Below are 21704 nucleotides of genomic sequence, written 5' to 3' on the forward strand. Positions count from 1 at the left end.
GAATCAACCCCCTTACGACTTCTGTGCCAACCATGCTGTGAATCCGCTTTGTGGACGAAATTCCGCGCTCATGTCAGGTACAGCCTGTTACTGTGTCTTATTAAAGTGTTGAGCTAATTCTACATAGAATTTCACAACCCCTCTACGTCCCGTTCAGCTAAAAAAAGGCACAACCGTTTGTCGGTTGTGCACTATCAACCACTATTAATGTCACATTTACTGACACGTTGTTCCGCGAATCTTCCAATCTGGTCTATTTTTCCTGTAGGTAGTAGTAAATCAGGCACAAATGGCAGACGAATTGCTCGCGCGGATCATTCAGATCGAAGCCGGTAATATCCCGAATCCGCTCCAGCCGGTATTTAACTGAGTTGCGGTGGATGTACAGGCTGTTCGCGGTCTCAATCAGGCTCCCCCTGCACTCCAGGTAATGGTAGAAGGTCAGCAGCATATTGCTGTCATGCTCCTGGTCATATTGCAGCAGCTTGCCCAGCTTCCGCTCGAACAGACGCTCGAACCCCGGACCGCCCAGCCCCTCCAGCAGGTGGTAGACCTCCATCTCTTCATAACGGGTGATCCCGCCCGGACCCTGGCCGAGCCTCCGGGAGATCGACAGCGCTTTGCGCGCTTCGTTATAGCTGGTATGGATATCCCACAGGTACTCGGAGGTCCCGATGCCGCACCGGTAGCCGCTCAATCCTTCGGTCTTATCCTGCAGCCAGCCTGCCAGCGTCTTCTCCCACCGTTCCTCCGCATCACCGCCCGGCGTGAATTTGCGCCCCTCCTGCGTAGGCAGGAACAACACTGCCCTGCTCGAACGGTACTCTACGTGCGGGGTGACTCCGCGCTTCTTCGCTTCGCGCTCCAGCAGCCGGTTCACCGTCTCCTCACTCGGCGCCGTCTCGCCTTCAATAACGGCAACCTCCCACTTATGCTCAGGATTCATCCCCAGCTGTCGTGCCCGGCGCTGCACCTCATGCCTCGACGGCAGCGGCGGGGTCAGCAGTTCGTCGATGAAGTTGCCGCGCAGCCTGAATTCGGTATCCTCGGCAACCTTCCGCCGCATCAGCTCCAGGGCAAAGACGAGCCGGGCCTGTTCGATGCCCACTTCCTCCATATCATCCAGCTGCTCTTTGTCCACCAGCAGCCGGGCAACCGTCCGGCGGTCCACATGGATATTCCAGTTCAGCGGAGTACTGCTCTGCGACCAGTCGTAATCGGCCGGTGAGGACACAATGATCTTCCGGTCCGTATCGACGAGTGCAACCGGGGCTTTGAGGAAATCCGCCACACTGTCGCTGACCGCCTGGATTCCGCTATTCTCCAGGACCATTGTCGTCAGTGTGCGGTAGACCTCCTCCGCACGGCGCAGCAGCATCGCCTGCCGTCCAAGCAGCAGCTCCATGACCGGCTGGGTGATATCCGTATATGGAATCTCGGGCGGAATCTCCACAATCGGGAGACCGCAGGCATTGCTGGCCTCGATCGCTCCTTGGGGGATCTCCTTCAGGAAGCGGGCAGGCTTGATCGCCAGCGCCGCCGCACCCAGATTGTCGAGCGTGTAGATCAGCTCAGTCAGCAGCGAAGGATCATGCCGGATCGAATACGCTGTAGTCAGCAGCATGACCCCCTCGCTGATCCAGCCTTTCAGATCAGGAACCTCCATAATGTCCACGAACCGGACCACCCTGTCCAGTCCCTGCTCGCCGCTAATGACCTTCGCTTTTCCCAGAACAGAGAGCTCCATCAGCTCCCGTAGCGTTATTCCTCGTGTATTCAACCTTCCGCCTCCCTCTGCTGTCTTCAGTATTTCATGATTTTTCCTGAAATATGCCCTAAGCCATGCCGCCAGCTTACATTCGCATTCCAGATATTTTATCAGAGATGCCCGCTCCGCCACAGGAAATATATATCCAACTGCGTATAATATCGGATTTGCGCGCGGCTGGGGGTGCGATTGGTCAGCTTGTACGAGCCTGGTGAGGTGAGTGGGCCGCGTTCGGCCCGTTCAGAGGGATTTATCCCTTTGATTCCGGGCGGTGAGCCGTGATCGGCACATTCGGAGGGATTTATCCCTCTGATTCCGGGCGGTGGGCCGTATTCGGCACATTCGGAGGGATTTATCCCTCTGATTCCGGGCGGTGGGCCGTATTCGGCACATTCGGAGGGATTTATCCCTCTGATTCCGGGCGGTGGGCCGTATTCGGCACATTCGGAGGGATTTATCCCTTTGATTCCGGGCGGTGGGCCACAATTGGCTCGTTCAGAGGGATTTATCCCTCTGATTTCGGGTGGTGAGCCACAATTGGCTGTGGAGGTTCAGAGGGATTTATCCCTTTGATTCTGGGCGGTGGGCCGTGATCGGCACGTTCAGAGGGATTTATCCCTCTGATTCCGGGCGGTGGGGCGTGATCGGCACATTCGGAGGGATTTATCCCTCTGATTCCGGGCGGTGGGCCGTATTCGGCACATTCGGAGGGATTTATCCCTTTGATTCCGGGCGGTGGGCCACAATTGGCTCGTTCAGAGGGATTTATCCCTCTGATTCTGGGCGGTGGGCCGCGTTCGGCCGTTCAGAGGGATTTATCCCTCTGATTCCGGGCGGCGAGCCGCGTTCGGCGCGTTCGGAGGGATTTATCCCTCTGATTTCGGGCGGTGGGCTGCGTTCGGCCCGTTCAGAGGGATTTATCCCTCTGCTTCCGGACGGTGGGCCGTGTTCGGCGCGTTCAGAGGGATTTATCCCTCTGATTCCGGGCGGTGGGCCGTATTCGGCACATTCGGAGGGATTTATCCCTCTGATTCCGGGCGGTGGGCCGTATTCGGCGCGTTCGGAGGGATTTATCCCTTTGGTTCCGGGCGGTGGGCTGCGTTCGGCGCGTTCGGAGGGATTTATCCCTCTGATTCTGGGCGGTCAGCCGCGTTCGGCTCGTTCGGATCAGCAGCCTGAAATCCAAATGTTCAGTGCAGCAGTAACTACTCAGCATCAAGTACAACCTTAAGTGTGTCTTATGTAAATTAGCAACCATGAACAACGTCGCCCTGCGGGTGGGTACTGTAAGAACATCTGTGGTGCCAGACAACTTGTATAGCTAGCACCACGCACCAGTACATTGTATTCGGTTTTCTGTGAAAACACTTCTGGCACAACCTGCGATAAACACACGGCCTACGTGGCACACCCAGTCCAATTGTGTTCGGTTTTTCGATTACATTCGGCTTACGTGGCGCTCCCAATCCAATTGTGTTCGGTTTTCCGATTACATTCGGCCTACGGTGGCGCTCACAGTCTAATTGTGTTCGGTTTTTCGATTACATTCGGCCTACGTGGCGCTCCCGGTCCAATTGTGTTCGGTTTAATACGAAAATAAAAGTATCGGAAAATGCGCCGCAGACTGGATTTTGACAAAAAAAGACCCACCGCCCCAAAATAACGTTTCGTTTTTTTTGAAAAAGGGGAGACTATTGGATAGGATTTAATTGCACGCTATACCCTAACTGCTGGATATATTGCACGTACCGATCCAACGGGTTTTTCTTGGACGTCTCATCGCCTAGTGAGACGTCTATTTCTTGGTATAACCTTTTCTCCCGCATCAGGGCATGGAGGATTCGAATCAACAAATGTGCGGTGGCGACGTTTGCTTTTTTATCTCCTCGTCTCTTACGTATTCGTCGAAAGAATTGGCCGATCCGGTTCGATGAGTGAGAGTTCGCCCAAGCCGCCTGGCACAAGGCCCCTTTCAAATGCTTGTTCCCTTGCATCGTTTTTGACTTTTTTCGCTTTCCAGCGCTTTCGTTGTTCCCTGGACACACCCCCGCCCATGAAGCAAACTGCGCATCGCTCGGGAACATTTCCGCGACATGCGGCCCCACTTCTGCAAAGATGGTCACGGCAGACGTCCGCTCAATTCCTGGAATGGAGTCAATTTGTTCGATCATCTCCAGGTAGGGTTCTGCCTTCGCCTCGATTCGAGCTTCCAGCTCAGTGATCCGTTTCTCCAAATAGACCAAGTGGTCCCAATGGTCTCGAATCATCTCCCGATGATGACGGCGCAACTTGCCATTGAGCGCGTCTAGCAACTGCGGAACTTTCTTTTTTAAACGGGTTTTGACCAGGTTTTTAACGGTCACTTCGTCTACGACCTCGCCGTCCATGATCTTCTGGAGCAGGCCCCGTCCCGAAACCCCATATAGATCGGACATAAAGGTGGTTAGCTTGATGTTGGCATCCTGCAGGATTTTGTGAATGCGGTTTTTCTCCGCCGTCACCGCCTGCACCATCTTACTCCGGTAACGGGTCAAATCTCGCAAATCCCGGATGTCCTGTTCTGGCACCATACTGCCTTCAATGAGCCCGCAACGGTGCAATTGCGCTAACCAGCGCGCATCTTGCATGTCACTTTTTCGACCCGGCATATTCTTTACCCGCTGGGCGTTGGCCAAGACAAGATCACAACTGCCCTCTAAGATGTTCCATACCGGTTTCCAAAACACGCCGGTACTCTCCATCACCACTTCAAGGCAGCCGTGTTCATTCAGCCAATCTTGTAGGCCTAGCAATTCTTTGGTTGTCGTCCCAAAGGTTTTCAGGTGAGATTGTGGTTTCTGTTCGATCGGTCCTTTCAACACGCAGGCCACAACGGTTTCCTGGTGCACGTCTAGACCCGCGCAACACATACGTACAGCATCCATTCCAACCATCCTCCATCGTCAACTTACAAATCATGCGCTCGAGTGAGTGTAATTTAATACACGTACTTTTTGGGGGGTTACAATAGGCGATGCTCGAAAAGCGCAATAGAACGGTTTTTCGCACGGGGTGTATCCCAGTAACCGCGTCCGCCCTTTGATTTGTATATGTAGTGTTGACGACTACAGCATCTTTTAGAATGGATGCGACGGATGCCACCCACTTATTTTCATTCCTGGGGGTGACAAGGCCTCTGTCTTGTCATGCCTGTTTTTCGATTACATTCGGCTTACGTGGCGCTCCCGGTCCAATTGTGTTCGGTTTTTCGATTGCATTTGGCTTACGGCTACCCACCCGATCTAATTGTGTTCCGCTTTCCGTTAAAATTTGTTAAATAGATGCACAGACGACGTTCTGTTTTTAGGCGCGCTGCTCATTTTCATGCTGGAGTTGTGCCTTGAAAGACATGTTTGTTTTCACATACATTTGGCTCCGCGTACTCGTACCCGCATATTGTATTTAGTTTTTCACATATATTCTTCTATCCGTCTGATGTGGATAAGGGGGCATAGTGGGGAGAAGTGCTCTTTAAATGATCCGAAGGCCGCATGAGTAAATAAGGAGCCTAGAATTCCCTAACCATTCAAAAAAAGCGTCCCCCAGGTCTGAGCCAGGACGAACGCTTCGAAAGAGTGTGTCTGCGATTAAGCAGACTGCCTAAAATTCCAATTGAGAAATGTAAATTCGGAAAGTGTATAACAAGAGCTTAAAGATACCGGGCCACAAGGGACGGGGGCCCGGATAAATGGACACGCCTTCCGCTACACAGCTCTTGGGGGTGAGGCCGAGGCGGACGCAGCAGCAGCCGCACCAAGACAGAGTATGGGATCGAACGCACGGATGCCCAGCCGTTCTTCCAACTCTGCTGCCAGTCCAATCGTAGCGAAGCCGGTGCAGGCCAGGACAAGCGCTTCGGCACCGCGTTCCACCAGCCGGGCAGCTCCGGCCAGAGCGCCGGCCCGTCCGGCAGGCGTACCCAGATCCAGCGTAGTTGTAACGCCGTCAGGACGGTCCATGCCCAGATAAGCCCCGCCGAGAATGCTGCGGATCAGTGGCGGCACCTCTTCCAGAATGGTCAGCACACCGATCCTGCTGCTGTAGGCCAGGGCCATCAGGGCTGCGCAGGAGCCCGCCCCCAGAACAGGAACCCCCACCGCCGCCCTCGCCTCCGCCAGCGCCGGATCAGCGGCACAGCTGATGCCGATTGCAGTACACCCCTGCTGCTCCAGCTCCCGGGCCAGACTGATGATCTTCGGAATGGACTCCGCTTCCGTCTCCTCATTGAACACACCCCGGGGCTGATCCGGAATGCAGCGGCTGATCACCGGCAGACCGTACCGGCGCTCAATGAGTTCCCCGTGCAGCCGGATCGCGGAGTCCTCCTGCAGCGTAATTACACGTATGATTCCAAGCATTCCCATCTCCTCCTGCTCAGCTATAGTGTGAACGTCCAACAAACCCCCGCTTAGAGCAATTCCCCGGCACGCATAATCAGCTTATCATCAATATAGACATCCGGCTTCATGACCACGGCATCAATGTGAACGCCAGCCGCTACTACCCCGCCGAACGTATTATTGCTGCCAAAAGCCACATGGATGGTCCCATAGACCTTCTCATCCTCCAGCACCACACCTGTAATTCTGGCCTTGTTGTTGGTCCCGATGCCGAATTCGCCCAGCAGTCTGCCGTCACCGTCTCCAAGCATAGCCAGCAGCTTGCCGCCATTCTCCCCTTCGGCGCTCCTCAGGCGTCCCTGCTCCACCGTCAGGATCATCGGACTATCCAGTGCGCCAATGCCTGCAATCGAGCCGTCCACCTTAATCTGTCCGGTGGCTGTGCCTTCCAGCGGCGCAATATACGCCTCCCCTGACGGCAGGTTGCCCGACTCTCCCGGATTCAGATACAAGCCGGTGCTAAGCACACCGTCCCGGCCGTCAATGGAGAAGCTTAAGGATAGTCCATCCTTCTCCACCCGCACCCGGCTTCCCGCAGACAGCAGCGCAGCGACCTGCTCGGTCAGAGTCTTCACCTGCGCGTAATCGGCCGTGATAGCGCCGTGGCTGAACATATCATCCGTCATCCCCGGCATGGTCGCCACCCGGGTTCCCGCTGCGGCCGCCTGCTTGCGCGCCGCCGTATGTGTCATCGAATGTGTCGTAATACATACGGCCACATCCGCTTTGGCTATAGCTTCGGCAACCGGAGCCGGCGGCTCCTCCCCGGACTTGCTCCGCGGCTGCATAATCAGCAGCATGGATTCCGCCCCTAGCCGCTTGCCTGCTTCATAGACGGATTCGGCCAGATCCCGCTTATCATCGTCGGCCACTACAGCCAGCAGCTCACCGCTGCCTAGCCCCAGACAATCCTTAAGAACATTCATGCTGATCCGTATTCTTTGCTCACTCATCTTCATTTCCTCCCGGATTATACCATTTCTGCTACCAGCTTGCCCATCAAGGCATTGGACAGCACGGCAGGCACTCCTGCGGAGGCCGCCCACTGTCTATGCTGCTCCACATAACCCATACAGTCAAGCACTATCACATCCGCATGGTCCCGCAGACGTTCAGCAGCAGCGCGGAAATCCGCTTCTGTGCCGGTGTACGGTGAAGCCGCTGCGAACGGCAGCCGCATTCCGGCACCAGCGAATTTCTCAATCATACTGTCCTCCTGCTCCGGCAGCGGACCGATCAGTCCCAGGCGGCGCCCGTCCAGCATTGCCTGCACAACCGGAGGAATGATCCGGTCCGGTTCAATCAGATGGGCAACAGACGTACGCAGCCCCGGAAAAACACCGGTGCAAGCCAGCAAAATCGTCCGAATGCCTGCGGCTTCCATGGCATCAACCTTCCCTTGCAGCACGGATTGTATCCGCTCCCGGGAGATCACCGCAGCCGTTCCGTCTGCCATACGGGTTGTCAGCACATACTCCCCCGGGCCGGGACTGTAGTATTCACTGACCTGGGCAGCCGTGAATCCGTCCAGTACCCCGGACTGTATCAGCCCGGCCTTGCCTTCCAGATACTTCTCAATAATCGGCGCAACATCATTCCTCGGCGCTTGTCCAATCGTGATCAACCCGATATTCTTCATCCGCTTCCCTCCGCACGCTATTGGTATCCGCTGAGAATGTAATCGTAGAGCAGGCGCTGATTGAAGCTCAGCGCCTGCCTGTGAATCCGTTATCCTGTTAGCCAAAAGTTAGTGAGAGGCTACCGCCGGTTTACCCAGCGTCTGCAGCACTTTCATTGAACCGTACAGCTCGGTAATCTGTGCGAATTCCTCCTCGTTATAGAAGGAGCAGCTTCCTTGAGTGACTTCCTTGGCAGTCTCGATGGCGAAACGCACCGCCTGGGCAATATCCACCTCATGGCTGGCGCCGGTGCCGCAGCCGGGTACCATAGACTGGGCAGTGATCGCCAAGCCTACTACCGGAGCTGAGGTAGCCACCGCAGGCTGAAGAATCGAATTAATATGATACAGGCCGTTGCCGTAAGGCGTAATATCCTGAGTAGTCACTGGAAAAGTAACCGGATACTGTCCGGTCGTCATCTCCTTGATCCGCAGCAAATCTTCGCTGACCCGCAGAATGTAACCTTCCTTGACGGTAGGCGAGATGGCAATCCCCTTGTGATTCACCACGCGGTTGCCTTTGGTCGTATCAATAGACAGAATTGCTTCCATCTCCGGCAGCACCTCATGTTCATTCATCTGCAGAATATCCACAGGGGAATCCATGAAGTCCACCGGCTCATGCGGCAGAGTCGGGGCATCCGGGCAAATATGGGTGGTCACCAGTACATCGCCCTGCAATACATCCCCTTTGGCCTGCATGTCCGCCAGCTTCAGCGCCGATGCGATAGCCGCTACCGCGCCGTCTGCATCAGAGACAATTCCGATCCGGTTGGGACGCGCTCCGATGCCGCCAAGTCTGCCGACAATGCCGAATGTTGGTGCTGAACCGCCGCCAAGCTTGCCGGCGCTGCCCGGGATCGTGATTTTGACGAATTCTGTGCTGCCCTTGTCACCTTCCACCTTCTGAACCTCAACCTTAACCGCAGGATATTCTGCGAATAACTGCTTGACCTGCTTACCGTTAACATAAGCGCTGTCCAGTGCGTTCAAGACTGTAATCGTTTGATGAAGTGCCATTCTGATTCCTCCCCGGTTGCATGCTCATGTTTGTGATGTTTGCATTTATACTATCTCAAACCACAAAATGTCCACAATGTACCGCCCTGCCAAACGTAGACAGCATTTCTTGTCCTTTGCAGATAAACCTTACGTCCGAGGACACTCTTCCTACGGATGCCCGACGTCAGCCTTAGTACACCGCAACCAAATGGAAACGCCTATGCCATACTTGGAAAGACAGGTACCGTTTCAGCTAGTAAAATAAAGGGAATTGTCCCCAAATCGGCGAATAGTAAGAGATTATTAAGAAAGGCTACACCATCAGAATGTCAGAAAAGAGGTAAGTACATGAAGCGGGAACAGAAAGTACAACCAGAACAGCTCGATGAGATCATCGCTGAAGAAGCCCGGCGCTCCGGGTTCTCGGGGGTGGTGCAGGTCTCGCACAAGGAACAGACCCTCGCAGCAGCGGCTTACGGCCAGGCCAATATGGCGGAGGAACGGGGCAACCGGGTGAATACCCGCTTCGGGATTGCTTCGGGGAGCAAGCTATTCACAGCGATAGCCGTCTGCCAGCTGGCAGAGCAGGGCAAGCTTTCTTTTTACAGCAAAGTACTGGAGATCTTGCATGAACTGGAGTTTCCTTTGTTTAACCCGGAGATCACGGTACATGAGCTGCTGACGCATAGCTCGGGAATTCCGGATTATTTTGACGAGGAGACGATGGAGGATTTCGCTGCACTCTGGAACGATACTCCGATGTATACACTGAGGCGGCCCGTTAATTTCCTGCCCATGTTCGCGGCACTGCCGATGAAATTCAGTCCCGGCGAGCGGTTCCACTACAACAATGCGGGTTACATTATGCTTAGTCTGCTCATAGAAACGCTCAGCGGGATGAAGTTCACGGATTATGTGGAGCAGCATATTTTCCGGCCTTGCGGAATGCAGGATTCCGGTTATTTCGCCTTTGATGCACTTCCCGCCAATACCGCTCTCGGTTATATAGACAACGGTAACGGTCAAAATATCAGTAACATTTACTCTCTTCCGGTTGTGGGCGGCGGCGATGGCGGTGCTTTTGTCACAGCAGCGGACATGCAAAAGTTGTGGACAGGCCTGCTCTCGCACAAGCTGCTGCAGCCCGAGACGACTGCCCTGCTGCTCACACCGCACATTCATGTGGATGAGGACACCCGCTATGGCTATGGAGTCTGGATCTCGATGAGTAATAATGAGGTGTTAAAATACCATGTCATGGGCTACGATCCAGGCATCAGCTTCCGTTCCGCAGTCTATCCGGCAAACGGTGTAACCTTCACGGCTCTCAGCAACCATAGTGGAGATGTCTACCGGATGATGCTGGCCGTGGAGGAAATTCTGCCGCTGTAAAAAGGTGTGTCCGCACGGAGCAGCACACAGGATTATGAAATAAGTGGAATTTGTACACTTCCTTCCAGCCTATGGACCGCACCCCCTACAATAAATGGATAAACGTCACTTAATTTTACTGATTCCTCCTCTTAGGCGGGTATATTGAATAATTAAATGTACTTTTTCCAACTAAAAACCAATTATCGTTCATTCAAGGAAAATTAAATGCCCTTTTTCCACTTGCATCCTACGGGGTCTCCTGAACAACCCAACCAACCCAACCCAGATCAAACCAAACCAACCAAACCAAAACAAGCCGCACAACAGCAATTTGCTGATTGTACGGCTTGTTTGGTCATTCCTATGGAATTCATCTAACCGCTATCCGGAACGACGGAACCGGAGTCCGTTTTAATACCGCGTAACGCCGTCCTTGGTCACCAGTGCGAATACCAGCGGCTGCGGCGGAACCGGCTGGGCGGAGATGCGGTAAGCCTCCAGCACCTTGGCTTCGGCCTCCCGCACCTTGCTCTCACTGGCATCGTTCACATGCAAGACAGCCAATATATCGCCTGCGGCTACAGCGTCACCGACCTTCAGCGAGAGCTGGATGCCGACAGCCAGATCAATGACGGATTCCTTCGTCTCGCGTCCGGCACCCAGCAGCATCGCTGCTACGCCAATCTCTTCGGCCTGGATACTCTCCACATAACCTGCCGTTGCCGCCTTCACTTCGATGAACTTGCGGGCGGACGGCAGGGTGTCCGGCGATTCAATCTGTGTGACATCGCCGCCTTGGGCATACACCATCTGCTTGAACTTATCGAGCGCGCTGCCGTCTCCGATATGGGACAGCAGGATGGAGCGCGCTTCTGCTTCGTCCTTCGCCTTGCCGCCGAGGACAAGCATCTGGCTGCCCAGGATCAGGCAGACCTCCTGGAGATCCTTCGGCCCGTGGCCGTTCAAGGTCTCGATGCCTTCCCGGATCTCCAGGGCATTGCCGATGCCGAAGCCCAGCGGCTGGTCCATGTCGCTGATGACAGCAACGGTGTTGCGGCCAAGATGAGTGCCGATATCCACCATCGCCTGGGCAAGCGCGATGGAATCGTCCAGCGTCTTCATGAACGCGCCGCTGCCGGTCTTCACATCCAGCACGATAGCATCCGCGCCTGCGGCAATCTTCTTGCTCATGACGGAGCTGGCAATCAGCGGAATGGATTCCACAGTTGCCGTCACATCACGCAGGGCATACAGCTTCTTGTCCGCAGGCGTGATGTTGCCGGACTGGCCGATTACAGCCGCGCCGATCTCACCTACCTGGGCAAAAAAGCGTTCCCGGTCCATCTCCACAGAGAAGCCCGTGATCGACTCCAGCTTATCCAGCGTGCCTCCGGTGTGGCCGAGGCCGCGCCCAGACATCTTGGCTACCGGAACTCCGGCAGCCGCAACCAGCGGCGCCAGCACCACCGTAGTCTTGTCGCCCACTCCGCCGGTAGAATGCTTGTCCACCTTGATGCCCGCAATCGGGCTGAGGTCCACCTGATCACCGGACATTGCCATCTCCAGCGTCAGATCGCCGGTCTCCCGCGCGTTCATTCCGCGGAAATACACGGCCATCGCCCAGGCAGATATCTGGTAATCCGGGATTTCCCCTTTGCTGTACCCCTGGATCAGAAAAGCTATTTCTTCACGGCTGAGTTCGCCGCCGTCTCTTTTTTTCTGAATAAGATCAACAGCACGCATTATACCTGCACCTCACGGACAAAGGAGCGCACCAGTCCGATGAATTTAGGCTTGGTCAGGTTCGCCACTTTGACCACCTGCTCATGGGTCAACGGCTCCAGCTCATCCCCGATCGCCATATCGGTGATACAGGTAATGCCGAGCACACGCAGCTTGCTGTGGCTGGCTACGATCACTTCCGGCACGGTGGACATTCCCACAGCATCGCCGCCGAGATAGGCAAGCATTTTGAGCTCAGCCGGAGTCTCATACGTAGGGCCGCTGATACCGGCATATACGCCTTCCTGCAGGACAAGCGTTTCACCGTCCACCCCTGTTACATCGGCTGCAAGCTTTTTGGCAAGTGCGATATACTCCGGGTCATAGGCACGGGACATATCAGGGAAACGTACGCCCAGCTCCGGATCATTCGGTCCGATCAGCGGGTTGTCGCCGGTCATATTGAGGTGGTCGGTAATCAGCATCAGGTCGCCCGCTTTGAACGCTCTGTTCATTCCGCCGCCTGCATTGGTGATGACAAGTGTGCCTATGCCAAGCTTGGCCATTACATAGACCGGCAGCACTACTTTGCGCATCTCATACCCTTCATAATAGTGAAAACGGCCCTGCATGATCACAACATCCTTGCCTTCCAGCTTCCCGATCACAAACCGTCCGGCATGGCCTTCTACCGTCGAACGCGGGAAATGCGGAATTTCTTCATAAGGCAGATATACCGCATCTTCGATCTGATCGCCCAGGTCTCCAAGACCTGAACCCAGAATAAGACCGATGACCGGAGTATACGCGCCGAATTTGGATTGAATATAGGCAGCAGCTTCTTGAACCTGAGTGCCGTATGGGACGGTTGTTGATGTTGTCATAGGTTGATCCTCCCGGATATGAATTGTGTATTATAGGGTGTTCTATGGCATGAAGCAGATCTTACATTTTCGGTATAAAAGCCAGCACCAGCTTAAGGAACTGCTCGCGTACACGCTCCGCTGTCTCCATCACCTCTGCATGGTTCAAGGGCTGTTCTAGAATACCCGCAGCCATGTTGGTGATACAAGAGATCCCGAGCACTTCTATCCCCGCATGACGGGCTACGATGGTCTCCGACACGGTGGACATGCCTACGGCATCTGCTCCCTGGCGGCGCAGCATAACGATCTCAGCCGGGGTCTCATAGTTCGGTCCGAGCAGACCGGCGTATACCCCTTCCTTGAACTCGAAGCCCATACTTGCGGCAGCTTCCTTGGCGGCTGCAATCAGGCGCGGGCTGTACGCCGAAGACATATCCGGGAACCGTACGCCCAGAGCATTGTCATTCGGTCCGGTCAGCGGGTTGCGGCCGGTCAGGTTCAGGTGATCGGTAATCAGCATGAGATCGCCGGGTGTGTAATCGGTGTTGACTCCACCGGCAGCGTTGGTTACCAGCAGGCTGGTTACGCCAAGCTCTTTCATTACGCGTACCGGGAACGCTGTAGTCTCAGGACCATAGCCTTCGTACATGTGGAAGCGGCCTTTCATCATGACCACGCGGCGGCCTTCAATCATGCCGATCAGCAGCTCGCCTTCATGTCCTTCCACCGTGGACACCGGGAAATGGGGGATTTCATGATAAGGAATGACTACTTCTTCTGTGATCAGATCCGCCAGAACACCGAGGCCGGAGCCCAGGATCAGCCCGATTTCGGGGGCGACGGTACATTTATCTTTGATGTATACGGCTGCTTCTTGGATATGGGTTGAGGTTACTGTGGTCATGGGTTGGTTCCTCCTTGGGGTGTGTACAGATTGATCTAAATATATGAAAAAGATCAGTCGCCACTACGGTGGATATTTGGACTTCCGGCCGCTGTTGTCCCCAGATTTCTTGATTTATCTGCTGTCCGCAGTTGAAATCCGGTGACTGCTAATGCTTCCGAAGCGAGCTTTCCTGCGGAAAGCTTTCAGGCGGTCGCTACCGCTCCTACAGTTCCAAATATCCCCTTTGTTCCTTCAAGCTTGTTGGCTATTTCCTTAAGTTCATCTTGGTTTGATATTTAGACAAGCTCTGAAAGGAAGCTCGTCCCATACTGCGGCGCCTTCGCCCCGAAGTTATCGGCAATGGTGGCCGCCACATCAGAGAAGGTCTGGCGGATGCCCAGGCTGCCCGGAGTCTTGAATCTCGGGCTGTAGACCAGCAGCGGCACGTACTCACGCGTATGATCCGTTCCGGCGTGAATGGGGTCATTGCCGTGGTCTGCGGAGATGATCAGCAGATCATCTTCCCCAAGGGTCGAGAGCAGCTCAGGCAGCGCCTGATCGAATACCTCCAGCGCACGGCCGTAGCCTTCAGGGTCACGGCGGTGGCCGTACAGGGAGTCGAAGTCCACGAGATTGGTGAACAGGAACCCATTGAATGGCTTACGCAGCTCATCAATGGTGATCTGGATGCCGTGCTCATTGCTCTTTGTAGGGTACGTAGCCGTAACTCCTTCGCCAGTGAAGATATCATTGATTTTACCTACCGCAATGACATCCTTGCCAATATCCTCGAGTGCATTCATCACCGTCGGCTCCGGCGGCTTCACCGCATAATCATGCCGGTTCGGAGTACGCACGAAATTCCCCGGCTCGCCGACATAAGGACGGGCGATCACGCGGCCTACCGAGAATTCCGGGGCCATCGTCAGCTCACGGGCGATCTTGCAGGCGCTGTATAGTTCCTCTAGAGGAATGATATCTTCATGCGCTGCCAGCTGGAATACGCTGTCCGCTGAAGTATATACAATCCATGCGCCGGTCTTCATCTGCTCCTCGCCGTATTCCACGAGAATCTCCGTGCCGGATGCCGGCTTGTTGCCGATCACCTTACGTCCGGTGGCCGCTTCAAATTTCTCGATCAGCTCCGCAGGGAAGCCGTCGAAGTACGTATTGAAGGGAACCTCGATCTTCAGCCCCATCAGCTCCCAGTGGCCGGTCATCGTATCCTTGCCTACCGACACCTCCTGCATTTTGCCGTAATAGCCTGTAGGGGCTGCTACCGGTTCAAGCGGCGGGAGCGGAGCAATATTCGCAAGTCCGAGCTGCTGCAGATTCGGAAGCTTAAGACCCGGAACCCGTTCCAGAATATGTCCCAGCGTATGGGAGCCTGTATCTCCAAAATTAGCGGCATCCGGCGCTTCACCGATACCTACACTATCCAGAACAATAAATCCGATGCGTTTAAATGAGGACATTGCCGTCTTCACTCCTTCAGTAGTTTGCATAATCTTAGAGTCTGCTCTAAGCAGGAAGAAACTCCGGGAGAGCCTCTCCCGGGAGCTGTTTCTTCAGTATGATTCCATCATAACTTTCTTACTCACAAAAAGCATCTTTTTCCGTCGCCCGGCACTTCCAGGGCTGCCTCATCCTATAGATCCGGCAGCTTCGCCCGGGGATGGTGATTCTCGTAGACTTCCTTCATATTCTTGCGGGCAATTCCGCTGTAAATCTGCGTGGTCGATATATCGGAATGGCCCAGCATCTGCTGTACGGAACGCAGGTCTGCCCCGCCCTCCAGCAAATGCGCAGCGAAGGAGTGGCGCAGGGTATGCGGGGTAATGTCCTGCTCGATCCGGGCTTCACGCGCGTATTTTTTGATGATTTTCCAAAAGCCCTGCCGGGTCAGCCGTCCGCCCAGACTGTTCAGGAACAGCGCAGGCTCCTCCTGATTAACGCGCAGCAGCTTGTCCCTCATCCCCGAGGTGTAGCGGGCCACATTGTCCGCAGCGATCCTGCCAATCGGTACCACCCGCTCCTTGCCGGAGGCGCCGCTGCAGCGTGCGAACCGCAAGGCCGTGTTCACATCCTCCACATTCAGCGAGATCAGCTCCGTCACACGGATACCTGTTGCATAGAGCAGCTCCAGCATAGCCTTATCGCGCATCCCCTGGGGAGCGGCTTCATCTGGAGCAGCCAGCAGACGCTCGATTTCTTCAATGCTAAGAATCATCGGCGGCTTCTTGCTCGGCTTGATGGCCTCCATATCCAGAGTGGGATCTTGGCCGATCAGCCGTTCCTTCAGCAAATAATGAAAATAGGCACGCAGCGACACCGTATTGCGGTTCACCGTTGCCGCTGCCTTGCCCGCTCCGCGCAGGGAACCCAGATAGAGCATGATATGTGATCTTCTGATCTCTTCCCCTGCGGTCAACCCGCGTTCTTCCGTAAACTCCAGAAACTGCGAAATATCCCGTCCATAGGATTCCAGTGTACTAGGAGACAATCCTTTGTCCCCGGACAAATACTGCATAAACGGCTGCAAGTGTGACTTCATCAATTCACGCTCCTGTCATACTCAGGCTGCTTCATGCGGCTTCGCAGCGGGTTTAGGTCCAGCAGCCGGAACAGCCAAACGTTCCATGACATGCTATAGAAGGATTCGACAGTCCTCTTCCTTTATCCTTCAAGCGGAGCCGTTACTCCCCATACCAGTAGTAGAGACGCAGGCGGTCGGCGGCGCTAAGCCCCTGCTCACTATACTGGACATCCTGAAACGCCCGGACGGCTGTGCCTTCCGGAATTTCAACATTGCGGGCCGGACTGATCCATGCGCTGACCCAGCTCAAGGCATAATACAGCACACAGCTTATCGCAACCAGCAGGGTCATGAAGTACAGCCGGCGCACAGTTCGGGGCAGAGAAACAATCATCCGGACATTCCTCCTCAAAAGATGAGTTGATATAGCAGCTTGAATCTGCTTCGTACAGAACTCGTCCTTCACTGTATGCGCCGGAGGATTATGTTATGTATACTTAAGTGAAAAAGCTCCCTCCAGCCATTCAGCCGGGGAGAGCTTGCGCGGTAATTCCTCATCTGTATATGAGTTCAAGTTCTATATACGCTTATTCGGGAGTATTGCCTTCTGCATTATTCTTATCCCTGCAGCGGTAGCAAATTCCGTGAAAATCAAGTCTATGGTCAACGACCGTGAAATTATATTCCTTCTCCAGCCGCTCTTCCAGCGGTCCCAGCCAGTCCTCACGAATCTCATCCATGGTTCCGCATTGCACGCAGATCAAATGATGATGATGATGCTTCGCCGTATCCGTACGCAGATCATAGCGGGCAACACCGTCTCCGAAGTTGATCTTCTCCACGACATGAAGCTCGCTAAGCAGTTCCAGGGTACGATATACGGTGGCAAGACCGATCTCTGGGGCCTTCTCTTTCACTAGCATGAATACATCTTCAGCGCTTAAGTGATCATCCTCGTTCTCCAGGAGAACTCTTAAGGTCGCTTCCCGTTGAGGTGTTAGCTTGTATCCTTGGGATTGTAGTTGTTGCTTAATTTTGTCTATCCGGGCTTCCATTGTCTGCCTCCCCCTTGGAAAATTACCGCACCGGGCTTCAAGCCACTTCTTCCATTATAGGGGGATTGCGTTTGAGAAGTCAAACGCTTTTAGCACATGGAGAAGCACGCTCTGAATGTCTGAATAGTCTGGACGGCCTGAACCGTCCGGGCCGCTCCCTCACCCTGCCGACACCAGCATTGGCGTCACCCATCTCATCATCGTCGGCGTAACCCAGGCCTCGAATCCCGAGATCCCCATCACCAGCAGTGCCATCCCCAAGGAGAGCAGGGTATACATCAAGAAAGGCCGGGTCACCTGAGTGCGGCGCTGCTGTCCCAGCACCCGGCTGCGGATCATCAGCAGGGAGAACCCCAGGGCTGCCGCACTGCATACCAGCAGCACCGGAATCAGCACCAGATTATGCGGGGCCACAGAGACAAGCGCAAACAACATCCCGTGCCAGGAGTACTGGCTGACCAGACAGCCGACGGTGAAGCCGATCAGCACGCCTTTGAGGAAATCCAGAATCAGAATCCCCGGAAGGCCGATCACAGATAAGCCGAGAACCCAGATCAGGCCGACCCATTTCAGATGAAAGGCGGCGATACTCCAGTACGAATCCTGCGCGGCAGGCAGTCCCTGCTGGTCAACGGTCACGAAGAAGTTGCTTAAGTAATCCCCCAGCTCCTGCTGCTGATCCAGCGTAAGTGCAGTGACGATGAGCGCTCCGAATACAACCCCGACCAGAAATAATACCGCGACAAAAATATAAAGTGGCGTCTGTTCCTTCAGCATCAGCCTTAAACTGCGCACCCTGACATTCCCCTTTCCGGTCACATGTTACACCATATGAGGGAATGTCCCGATCTATGACTTGTCCTTAGGTCCTGATCACCTTGCCGTAAGTGCCTCCGCCTCCTGAGGAGAGCGCAAGCCCGCCTGTACGGGCAAGCACAATCAGCTCGGCAAGCTCCCGTCCGGCAACAGCAGCAAGCTCGGCTTCACCCGCCTGATGCAGAATATTCATCTCTGTGCCGAACGCCTCCAGCAGCGTATTCAGCTTCCGCTTGCCTAGCCCGGGAATGAACTCCAGAGGCACCTGATAATGATACGGCGGCCGGTGCTGCGGAACCTGGGGCAGCGGACGGTCGGCAATGTGCAGAATGCGGTCCAGCACGCCCTGCACCAGCTTCGGACTGCCGCAATACGGGCAGCGTTCTGAAGTGGCATAGGCCTCATCAATAATGCTGCCGCAGCCGCCGCAATACGTGCGGTGATATTTGCCCAGCCGGGGGTTCAGCCCGAAGTTGGCGCTGACCCGGCGTCCTTCCGAGCGCATCAGGGCCAGCTTCAGCTCCTGGAACGAAGGCTGCTGCATCTCAATCACATTATATTCGCGGCCGATTTTGCCGAGGGAATGGGCGTCGGAATTGGTCAGGAAGCTGTAGCGGTCAAGCTCCGAGATATATCCGGCCATCTCCGAATCCGCGCTGAGGCCAAGCTCCACTGCCGCGATGCGGTCCAGGTCGAATAATTCAGCCATCCGCTCCGCTGAGCAGCCGTATAACCCCTTGTGCGGGGTGAAAATATGTGCCGGAATCAGCAGCCCTCCCCGTCCCGTAATCTCGTCCTGCAGCTCCCTGGAGGGGGCATAGAGACGCTGGGAGCTGAGATTCACATTGCGCATATGGGCGCTCATCCAGCGGCTGAAATCCTCCATCGTCCCAAGGTCCGGCATGAAGGCCAGGACATGGCACTCCCGCCGCCCGGGCTCACGGATCTCGATCTCGGTCCCCAGGAGGATCGTTGTCCCCCTGTAGGCAATTCCGCCGCCTTGTGCTATCGTCATCTCCCCGGAATCAAGCGCAGCATGAATATCCCGCAGTACCCCCGGGGAATGGCTGTCGATGATGCCGATCAGGCCGATCCCCTTGCGCTCCGCCGCCTCCTTGGCAATCCCGGCGAAGGTCAGGTCGCGGCTGCCGCTGATTTTGACCGCCTGCCCCTCCGAAGTCCGCCCGATATGCACGTGCAGGTCACAGTATATGCTCTGAAGCGCCGCCTCTAGTGCCATTGTCCAGTCAGCGTATAGAGATGCCAGGCGTAGACAGCCATCATGGTCTTGGCATCGGCAATACGTCCATCTGCGATATATTGGTACGCTTCCTCTAGGGTAAGCTCGGAGACCTCCAGGAATTCATCCTCATCCAGTGCCATCTCACCCGGCTGGGCGTCCTCGGTCACATAGAGGTGAATAATCTCGTCGGCGAAGCCGGGAGAGGTGTAGAACGACTTCAGCAGCTTCAGCCCGCCGCTGTGGAAGCCCGTCTCCTCTTGAAGCTCACGGCCCGCAGCGGCCAGCGGATCTTCACCTTTATCCAGCTTGCCTGCCGGAATCTCCACTTCGGTCCGGTGCATCGGCTGGCGGTACTGCTCCACTACCAGCATTTTGCCGTCATTCAGCGCCAGTACGGCTACGGCTCCCGGATGCTTCACAACCTCACGGGTGGCGGTATTGCCGTCCGGCAGCTTCACGGTGTCTACCTGGAGAGATATAATGTTTCCGCTAAAAATCGGCTTCGTCGATAACGTTTCTTCATCCAAGGCGGGATTGCTGTTGATTTCATCTTTTTTCATAGATTGGTGGTCTCCTTTGGCATGGTTATGCATAGGGTGTATTATAGCAAACTTAAGAGGAAAGAAGGAATGCAGGCATGAATCATTGTCTTGTCCAAGCAAGCTCATCCGCAGTTACAATGGTAGGTAAACCGGAACAGATCAAGGCCGTACTGGCCGGGTGGATGAAGCAGTACGGGCGTGATATGCCCCTCTCCTACATCCTGCTGCTCCAGGCAGAATCGCGGATCACAGCTTCGAAGGCAGGATAATGCCGCATCGTATTGCGTTAAGCATATAGGTTATCTTTGAACAAGAAGGAGCTGTCTCCCGGTGAATCCCGGAAGCAGCTCCTTCTTTGTACTCCCTAGTCCCGGCAGGCTTCCTTAGGATTGCCGTGTGCCCTGCAAGGGCTTGAATCTTGATCAGCCTTTGAGACTCTCGGCTACAATTGCTACAACCAGGCGGGCCACCTTGACGATGTCTTCGGCCTTGATCCGTTCCTGCGTCGTGTGGATATCCTCATAGCCAACCGCCAGATTCACTGTCGGAACCTTCAGACCATTGAACACATTCGCATCGCTGCCGCCTCCGGAAGCGAACAGCCGGGTAGTCAGGCCAAGTGAGGTAATCGCACGGTCTGCCAGCTGTACTACAGGATCATTCCCGTTGAAGCTGAACGCCGGATAGATGATCTCACTGCGGAATTCGCTCTGTGCGCCGTTGTCACGTGCCGTAGTCTCCAGCGCCTCCCGCATAGAGGCAATCTGCAGTTCCACCTTCTCCTGCACAATGCTGCGTGCCTCCGCATCGAGCTGGACATGGTCGCAGACCACATTGGTCGGTCCGCCGCCGGCGAACTTGCCGATATTCGCTGTGGTCTCCTTATCAATCCGTCCGAGCTTCATGGCCGAGATCGCTTTGCTTGCTACCTGAATGGCGCTGATGCCATCCTCCGGGTTCACACCCGCATGGGCCGATTTGCCGAAGATCTGCATCGTTACCCGCGCCTGAGTCGGCGCAGCGATGGCGATGGCCCCCACTTCACCGTTGGAATCCAGCGCGAAGCCCATCTCTGCATCCAGATGCGCCGGGTCCATCGCACGGGCCCCCATCAGGCCGGATTCTTCGCCTGCCGTAATGACAAACTGAATCTGCCCGTGCGGGAGCTTCTGCTCCTGAATGACCCGGATCGCTTCGAACAAAGCTGCCAGTCCCGCTTTGTCATCCGCTCCGAGAATCGTGCTGCCGTCGCTTCTGATCCAGCCGTCTTCCCCCAGGGAAGGCTTGATATTCTGGCCGGGAACCACGGTATCCATATGACAGGTGAACAGCAGCTTCGGTGCGCTCACTCCGCTGTCCGCAGGCCAGGTCACGAACAGGTTGCCTGCCCCGTGTCCCGTTCTCTCCATGGAATCATCCTCCACTGCGCTCAGCCCCAGGCTGCTGAACTTCTCCTTCAGCACATCGGCAATCCGCCGTTCATTACGGGTCTCACTGTCAATACGGACAAGCTCCATGAATTCATTGATTAACCGTTCTTGTGATATCACTTGGACTTCCCTCTCTTTCGCGGATACGTTACAATGGTTGTACTGCGTTCAATATAGAGCCTACGCTCTTAACTTAAACTAATCTCAAAGGAGTCACTCATGCAACGACAAAAATGGTTCAAAATCATCATCTACATCATGCTGTTCGCCATGATCGCCTCTACAGTGCTGTTCGTCATCGAACCGTTTATGGCCGGTTAATCACGCTTAGCGCGTAAGTGACAGCG

At 55.1% G+C, this 21704-nt stretch carries 20 protein-coding genes; 3 read left to right on the forward strand and 17 right to left on the reverse strand.

All coding sequences use genetic code 11. The features are described from left to right. Positions 1–253 precede the first annotated feature (253 nt). The 6 genes from KDC22_RS21420 to KDC22_RS21445 form a co-directional block, all read right to left on the reverse strand. Positions 254–1780, reverse strand: a complete 1527-nt coding sequence (locus tag KDC22_RS21420) for a PucR family transcriptional regulator (RefSeq protein WP_173129386.1) — start codon at positions 1778–1780, stop codon at positions 254–256. A 1679-nt stretch (positions 1781–3459) separates the two neighbouring features. Beyond that, positions 3460–4692 carry an IS110 family RNA-guided transposase gene (locus tag KDC22_RS21425; protein WP_211720254.1) on the reverse strand — a complete coding sequence of 411 codons (1233 nt, stop codon included), beginning with the start codon at positions 4690–4692 and terminating at the stop codon, positions 3460–3462. An 819-nt stretch (positions 4693–5511) separates the two neighbouring features. Beyond that, the gene (locus KDC22_RS21430) at positions 5512–6165 is read right to left on the reverse strand and encodes an aspartate/glutamate racemase family protein (RefSeq protein ID WP_211720255.1); all 654 of its coding nucleotides are present in this window, start codon (positions 6163–6165) and stop codon (positions 5512–5514) included. A gap of 50 nt (positions 6166–6215) precedes the next feature. Continuing rightward, entirely contained in the window at positions 6216–7160 is a 945-nt protein-coding gene (locus KDC22_RS21435; RefSeq protein WP_211720256.1) for an aminopeptidase, read from the reverse strand. A gap of 17 nt (positions 7161–7177) precedes the next feature. Further along, positions 7178–7846, reverse strand: a complete 669-nt coding sequence (locus KDC22_RS21440; protein WP_173129399.1) for an AroM family protein — start codon at positions 7844–7846, stop codon at positions 7178–7180. A 108-nt stretch (positions 7847–7954) separates the two neighbouring features. After that, the gene (locus tag KDC22_RS21445) at positions 7955–8905 is read right to left on the reverse strand and encodes a DUF1177 domain-containing protein (RefSeq protein WP_211720257.1); all 951 of its coding nucleotides are present in this window, start codon (positions 8903–8905) and stop codon (positions 7955–7957) included. Between the two features lie 330 nt (positions 8906–9235). Here KDC22_RS21445 and KDC22_RS21450 point away from each other — a divergent pair, with 330 nt between their 5' ends. After that, positions 9236–10279 (forward strand): serine hydrolase domain-containing protein, encoded by a 1044-nt coding sequence (locus KDC22_RS21450; RefSeq protein ID WP_211720258.1) that lies wholly within the window; start codon positions 9236–9238, stop codon positions 10277–10279. Between the two features lie 393 nt (positions 10280–10672). On the opposite strand, the gene KDC22_RS21455 is transcribed toward KDC22_RS21450, so the two are convergent. The 10 genes from KDC22_RS21455 to KDC22_RS21500 form a co-directional block, all read right to left on the reverse strand. Next, positions 10673–12004 carry a pyrimidine-nucleoside phosphorylase gene (locus tag KDC22_RS21455; protein ID WP_211720259.1) on the reverse strand — a complete coding sequence of 444 codons (1332 nt, stop codon included), beginning with the start codon at positions 12002–12004 and terminating at the stop codon, positions 10673–10675. Next, entirely contained in the window at positions 12004–12867 is an 864-nt protein-coding gene (locus KDC22_RS21460) for a purine-nucleoside phosphorylase (RefSeq protein ID WP_211720260.1), read from the reverse strand. Before KDC22_RS21460 ends, KDC22_RS21455 begins: the two co-directional genes overlap by 1 nt. Before the next feature lie 61 nt (positions 12868–12928). After that, entirely contained in the window at positions 12929–13753 is an 825-nt protein-coding gene (locus KDC22_RS21465; RefSeq protein WP_173129414.1) for a purine-nucleoside phosphorylase, read from the reverse strand. 278 nt (positions 13754–14031) lie between these two features. Beyond that, entirely contained in the window at positions 14032–15210 is a 1179-nt protein-coding gene (deoB, locus tag KDC22_RS21470) for a phosphopentomutase (protein ID WP_211720261.1), read from the reverse strand. Between the two features lie 173 nt (positions 15211–15383). After that, entirely contained in the window at positions 15384–16289 is a 906-nt protein-coding gene (xerD, locus tag KDC22_RS21475) for a site-specific tyrosine recombinase XerD (protein ID WP_173129421.1), read from the reverse strand. 142 nt (positions 16290–16431) lie between these two features. After that, complete coding sequence (locus tag KDC22_RS21480; RefSeq protein WP_173129424.1) at positions 16432–16665, reverse strand: DUF4227 family protein; 234 nt, start codon at positions 16663–16665, stop codon at positions 16432–16434. A 193-nt stretch (positions 16666–16858) separates the two neighbouring features. Then, a complete protein-coding gene (fur, locus tag KDC22_RS21485; protein WP_211720262.1) occupies positions 16859–17326 on the reverse strand; it encodes a ferric iron uptake transcriptional regulator in 468 nt (155 codons plus the stop codon). Between the two features lie 159 nt (positions 17327–17485). After that, positions 17486–18121 (reverse strand): stage II sporulation protein M, encoded by a 636-nt coding sequence (spoIIM, locus tag KDC22_RS21490; RefSeq protein WP_246552816.1) that lies wholly within the window; start codon positions 18119–18121, stop codon positions 17486–17488. A 67-nt stretch (positions 18122–18188) separates the two neighbouring features. Then, complete coding sequence (locus tag KDC22_RS21495; RefSeq protein ID WP_211720263.1) at positions 18189–19382, reverse strand: endonuclease Q family protein; 1194 nt, start codon at positions 19380–19382, stop codon at positions 18189–18191. Beyond that, complete coding sequence (locus tag KDC22_RS21500; protein WP_173129434.1) at positions 19373–19945, reverse strand: NUDIX hydrolase; 573 nt, start codon at positions 19943–19945, stop codon at positions 19373–19375. Before KDC22_RS21500 ends, KDC22_RS21495 begins: the two co-directional genes overlap by 10 nt. Before the next feature lie 77 nt (positions 19946–20022). Here KDC22_RS21500 and KDC22_RS21505 point away from each other — a divergent pair, with 77 nt between their 5' ends. Then, a complete protein-coding gene (locus KDC22_RS21505) occupies positions 20023–20196 on the forward strand; it encodes a hypothetical protein (RefSeq protein ID WP_173129438.1) in 174 nt (57 codons plus the stop codon). Between the two features lie 153 nt (positions 20197–20349). Here the strand turns inward: KDC22_RS21505 and KDC22_RS21510 are convergent, their stop codons facing one another. Continuing rightward, entirely contained in the window at positions 20350–21477 is a 1128-nt protein-coding gene (locus KDC22_RS21510) for a M20/M25/M40 family metallo-hydrolase (RefSeq protein WP_211720264.1), read from the reverse strand. Positions 21478–21576: 99 nt separating this feature from the next. On the opposite strand from KDC22_RS21510, the gene prli42 reads away from it, so the two are divergent. Then, positions 21577–21678 (forward strand): stressosome-associated protein Prli42, encoded by a 102-nt coding sequence (prli42, locus tag KDC22_RS21515; protein ID WP_173129444.1) that lies wholly within the window; start codon positions 21577–21579, stop codon positions 21676–21678. Positions 21679–21704: the final 26 nt, after the last annotated feature.

The organism is Paenibacillus tritici (assembly GCF_018207515.1).
GTDB lineage: Bacteria > Bacillota > Bacilli > Paenibacillales > Paenibacillaceae > Paenibacillus_AQ > Paenibacillus_AQ tritici.

Coding starts and splice junctions, on each gene's coding strand:
- KDC22_RS21425 (WP_211720254.1), bottom strand. CDS start 4,692: ATGGATGCTGTACGTATGTGTTGCGCGGGTCTAGACGTGCACCAGGAA.
- KDC22_RS21430 (WP_211720255.1), bottom strand. CDS start 6,165: ATGCTTGGAATCATACGTGTAATTACGCTGCAGGAGGACTCCGCGATC.
- KDC22_RS21435 (WP_211720256.1), bottom strand. CDS start 7,160: ATGAGTGAGCAAAGAATACGGATCAGCATGAATGTTCTTAAGGATTGT.
- KDC22_RS21440 (WP_173129399.1), bottom strand. CDS start 7,846: ATGAAGAATATCGGGTTGATCACGATTGGACAAGCGCCGAGGAATGAT.
- KDC22_RS21445 (WP_211720257.1), bottom strand. CDS start 8,905: ATGGCACTTCATCAAACGATTACAGTCTTGAACGCACTGGACAGCGCT.
- KDC22_RS21450 (WP_211720258.1), top strand. CDS start 9,236: ATGAAGCGGGAACAGAAAGTACAACCAGAACAGCTCGATGAGATCATC.
- KDC22_RS21455 (WP_211720259.1), bottom strand. CDS start 12,004: ATGCGTGCTGTTGATCTTATTCAGAAAAAAAGAGACGGCGGCGAACTC.
- KDC22_RS21460 (WP_211720260.1), bottom strand. CDS start 12,867: ATGACAACATCAACAACCGTCCCATACGGCACTCAGGTTCAAGAAGCT.
- KDC22_RS21465 (WP_173129414.1), bottom strand. CDS start 13,753: ATGACCACAGTAACCTCAACCCATATCCAAGAAGCAGCCGTATACATC.
- deoB (WP_211720261.1), bottom strand. CDS start 15,210: ATGTCCTCATTTAAACGCATCGGATTTATTGTTCTGGATAGTGTAGGT.
- xerD (WP_173129421.1), bottom strand. CDS start 16,289: ATGAAGTCACACTTGCAGCCGTTTATGCAGTATTTGTCCGGGGACAAA.
- KDC22_RS21480 (WP_173129424.1), bottom strand. CDS start 16,665: ATGATTGTTTCTCTGCCCCGAACTGTGCGCCGGCTGTACTTCATGACC.
- fur (WP_211720262.1), bottom strand. CDS start 17,326: ATGGAAGCCCGGATAGACAAAATTAAGCAACAACTACAATCCCAAGGA.
- KDC22_RS21495 (WP_211720263.1), bottom strand. CDS start 19,382: ATGGCACTAGAGGCGGCGCTTCAGAGCATATACTGTGACCTGCACGTG.
- KDC22_RS21500 (WP_173129434.1), bottom strand. CDS start 19,945: ATGAAAAAAGATGAAATCAACAGCAATCCCGCCTTGGATGAAGAAACG.
- KDC22_RS21505 (WP_173129438.1), top strand. CDS start 20,023: ATGAATCATTGTCTTGTCCAAGCAAGCTCATCCGCAGTTACAATGGTA.
- prli42 (WP_173129444.1), top strand. CDS start 21,577: ATGCAACGACAAAAATGGTTCAAAATCATCATCTACATCATGCTGTTC.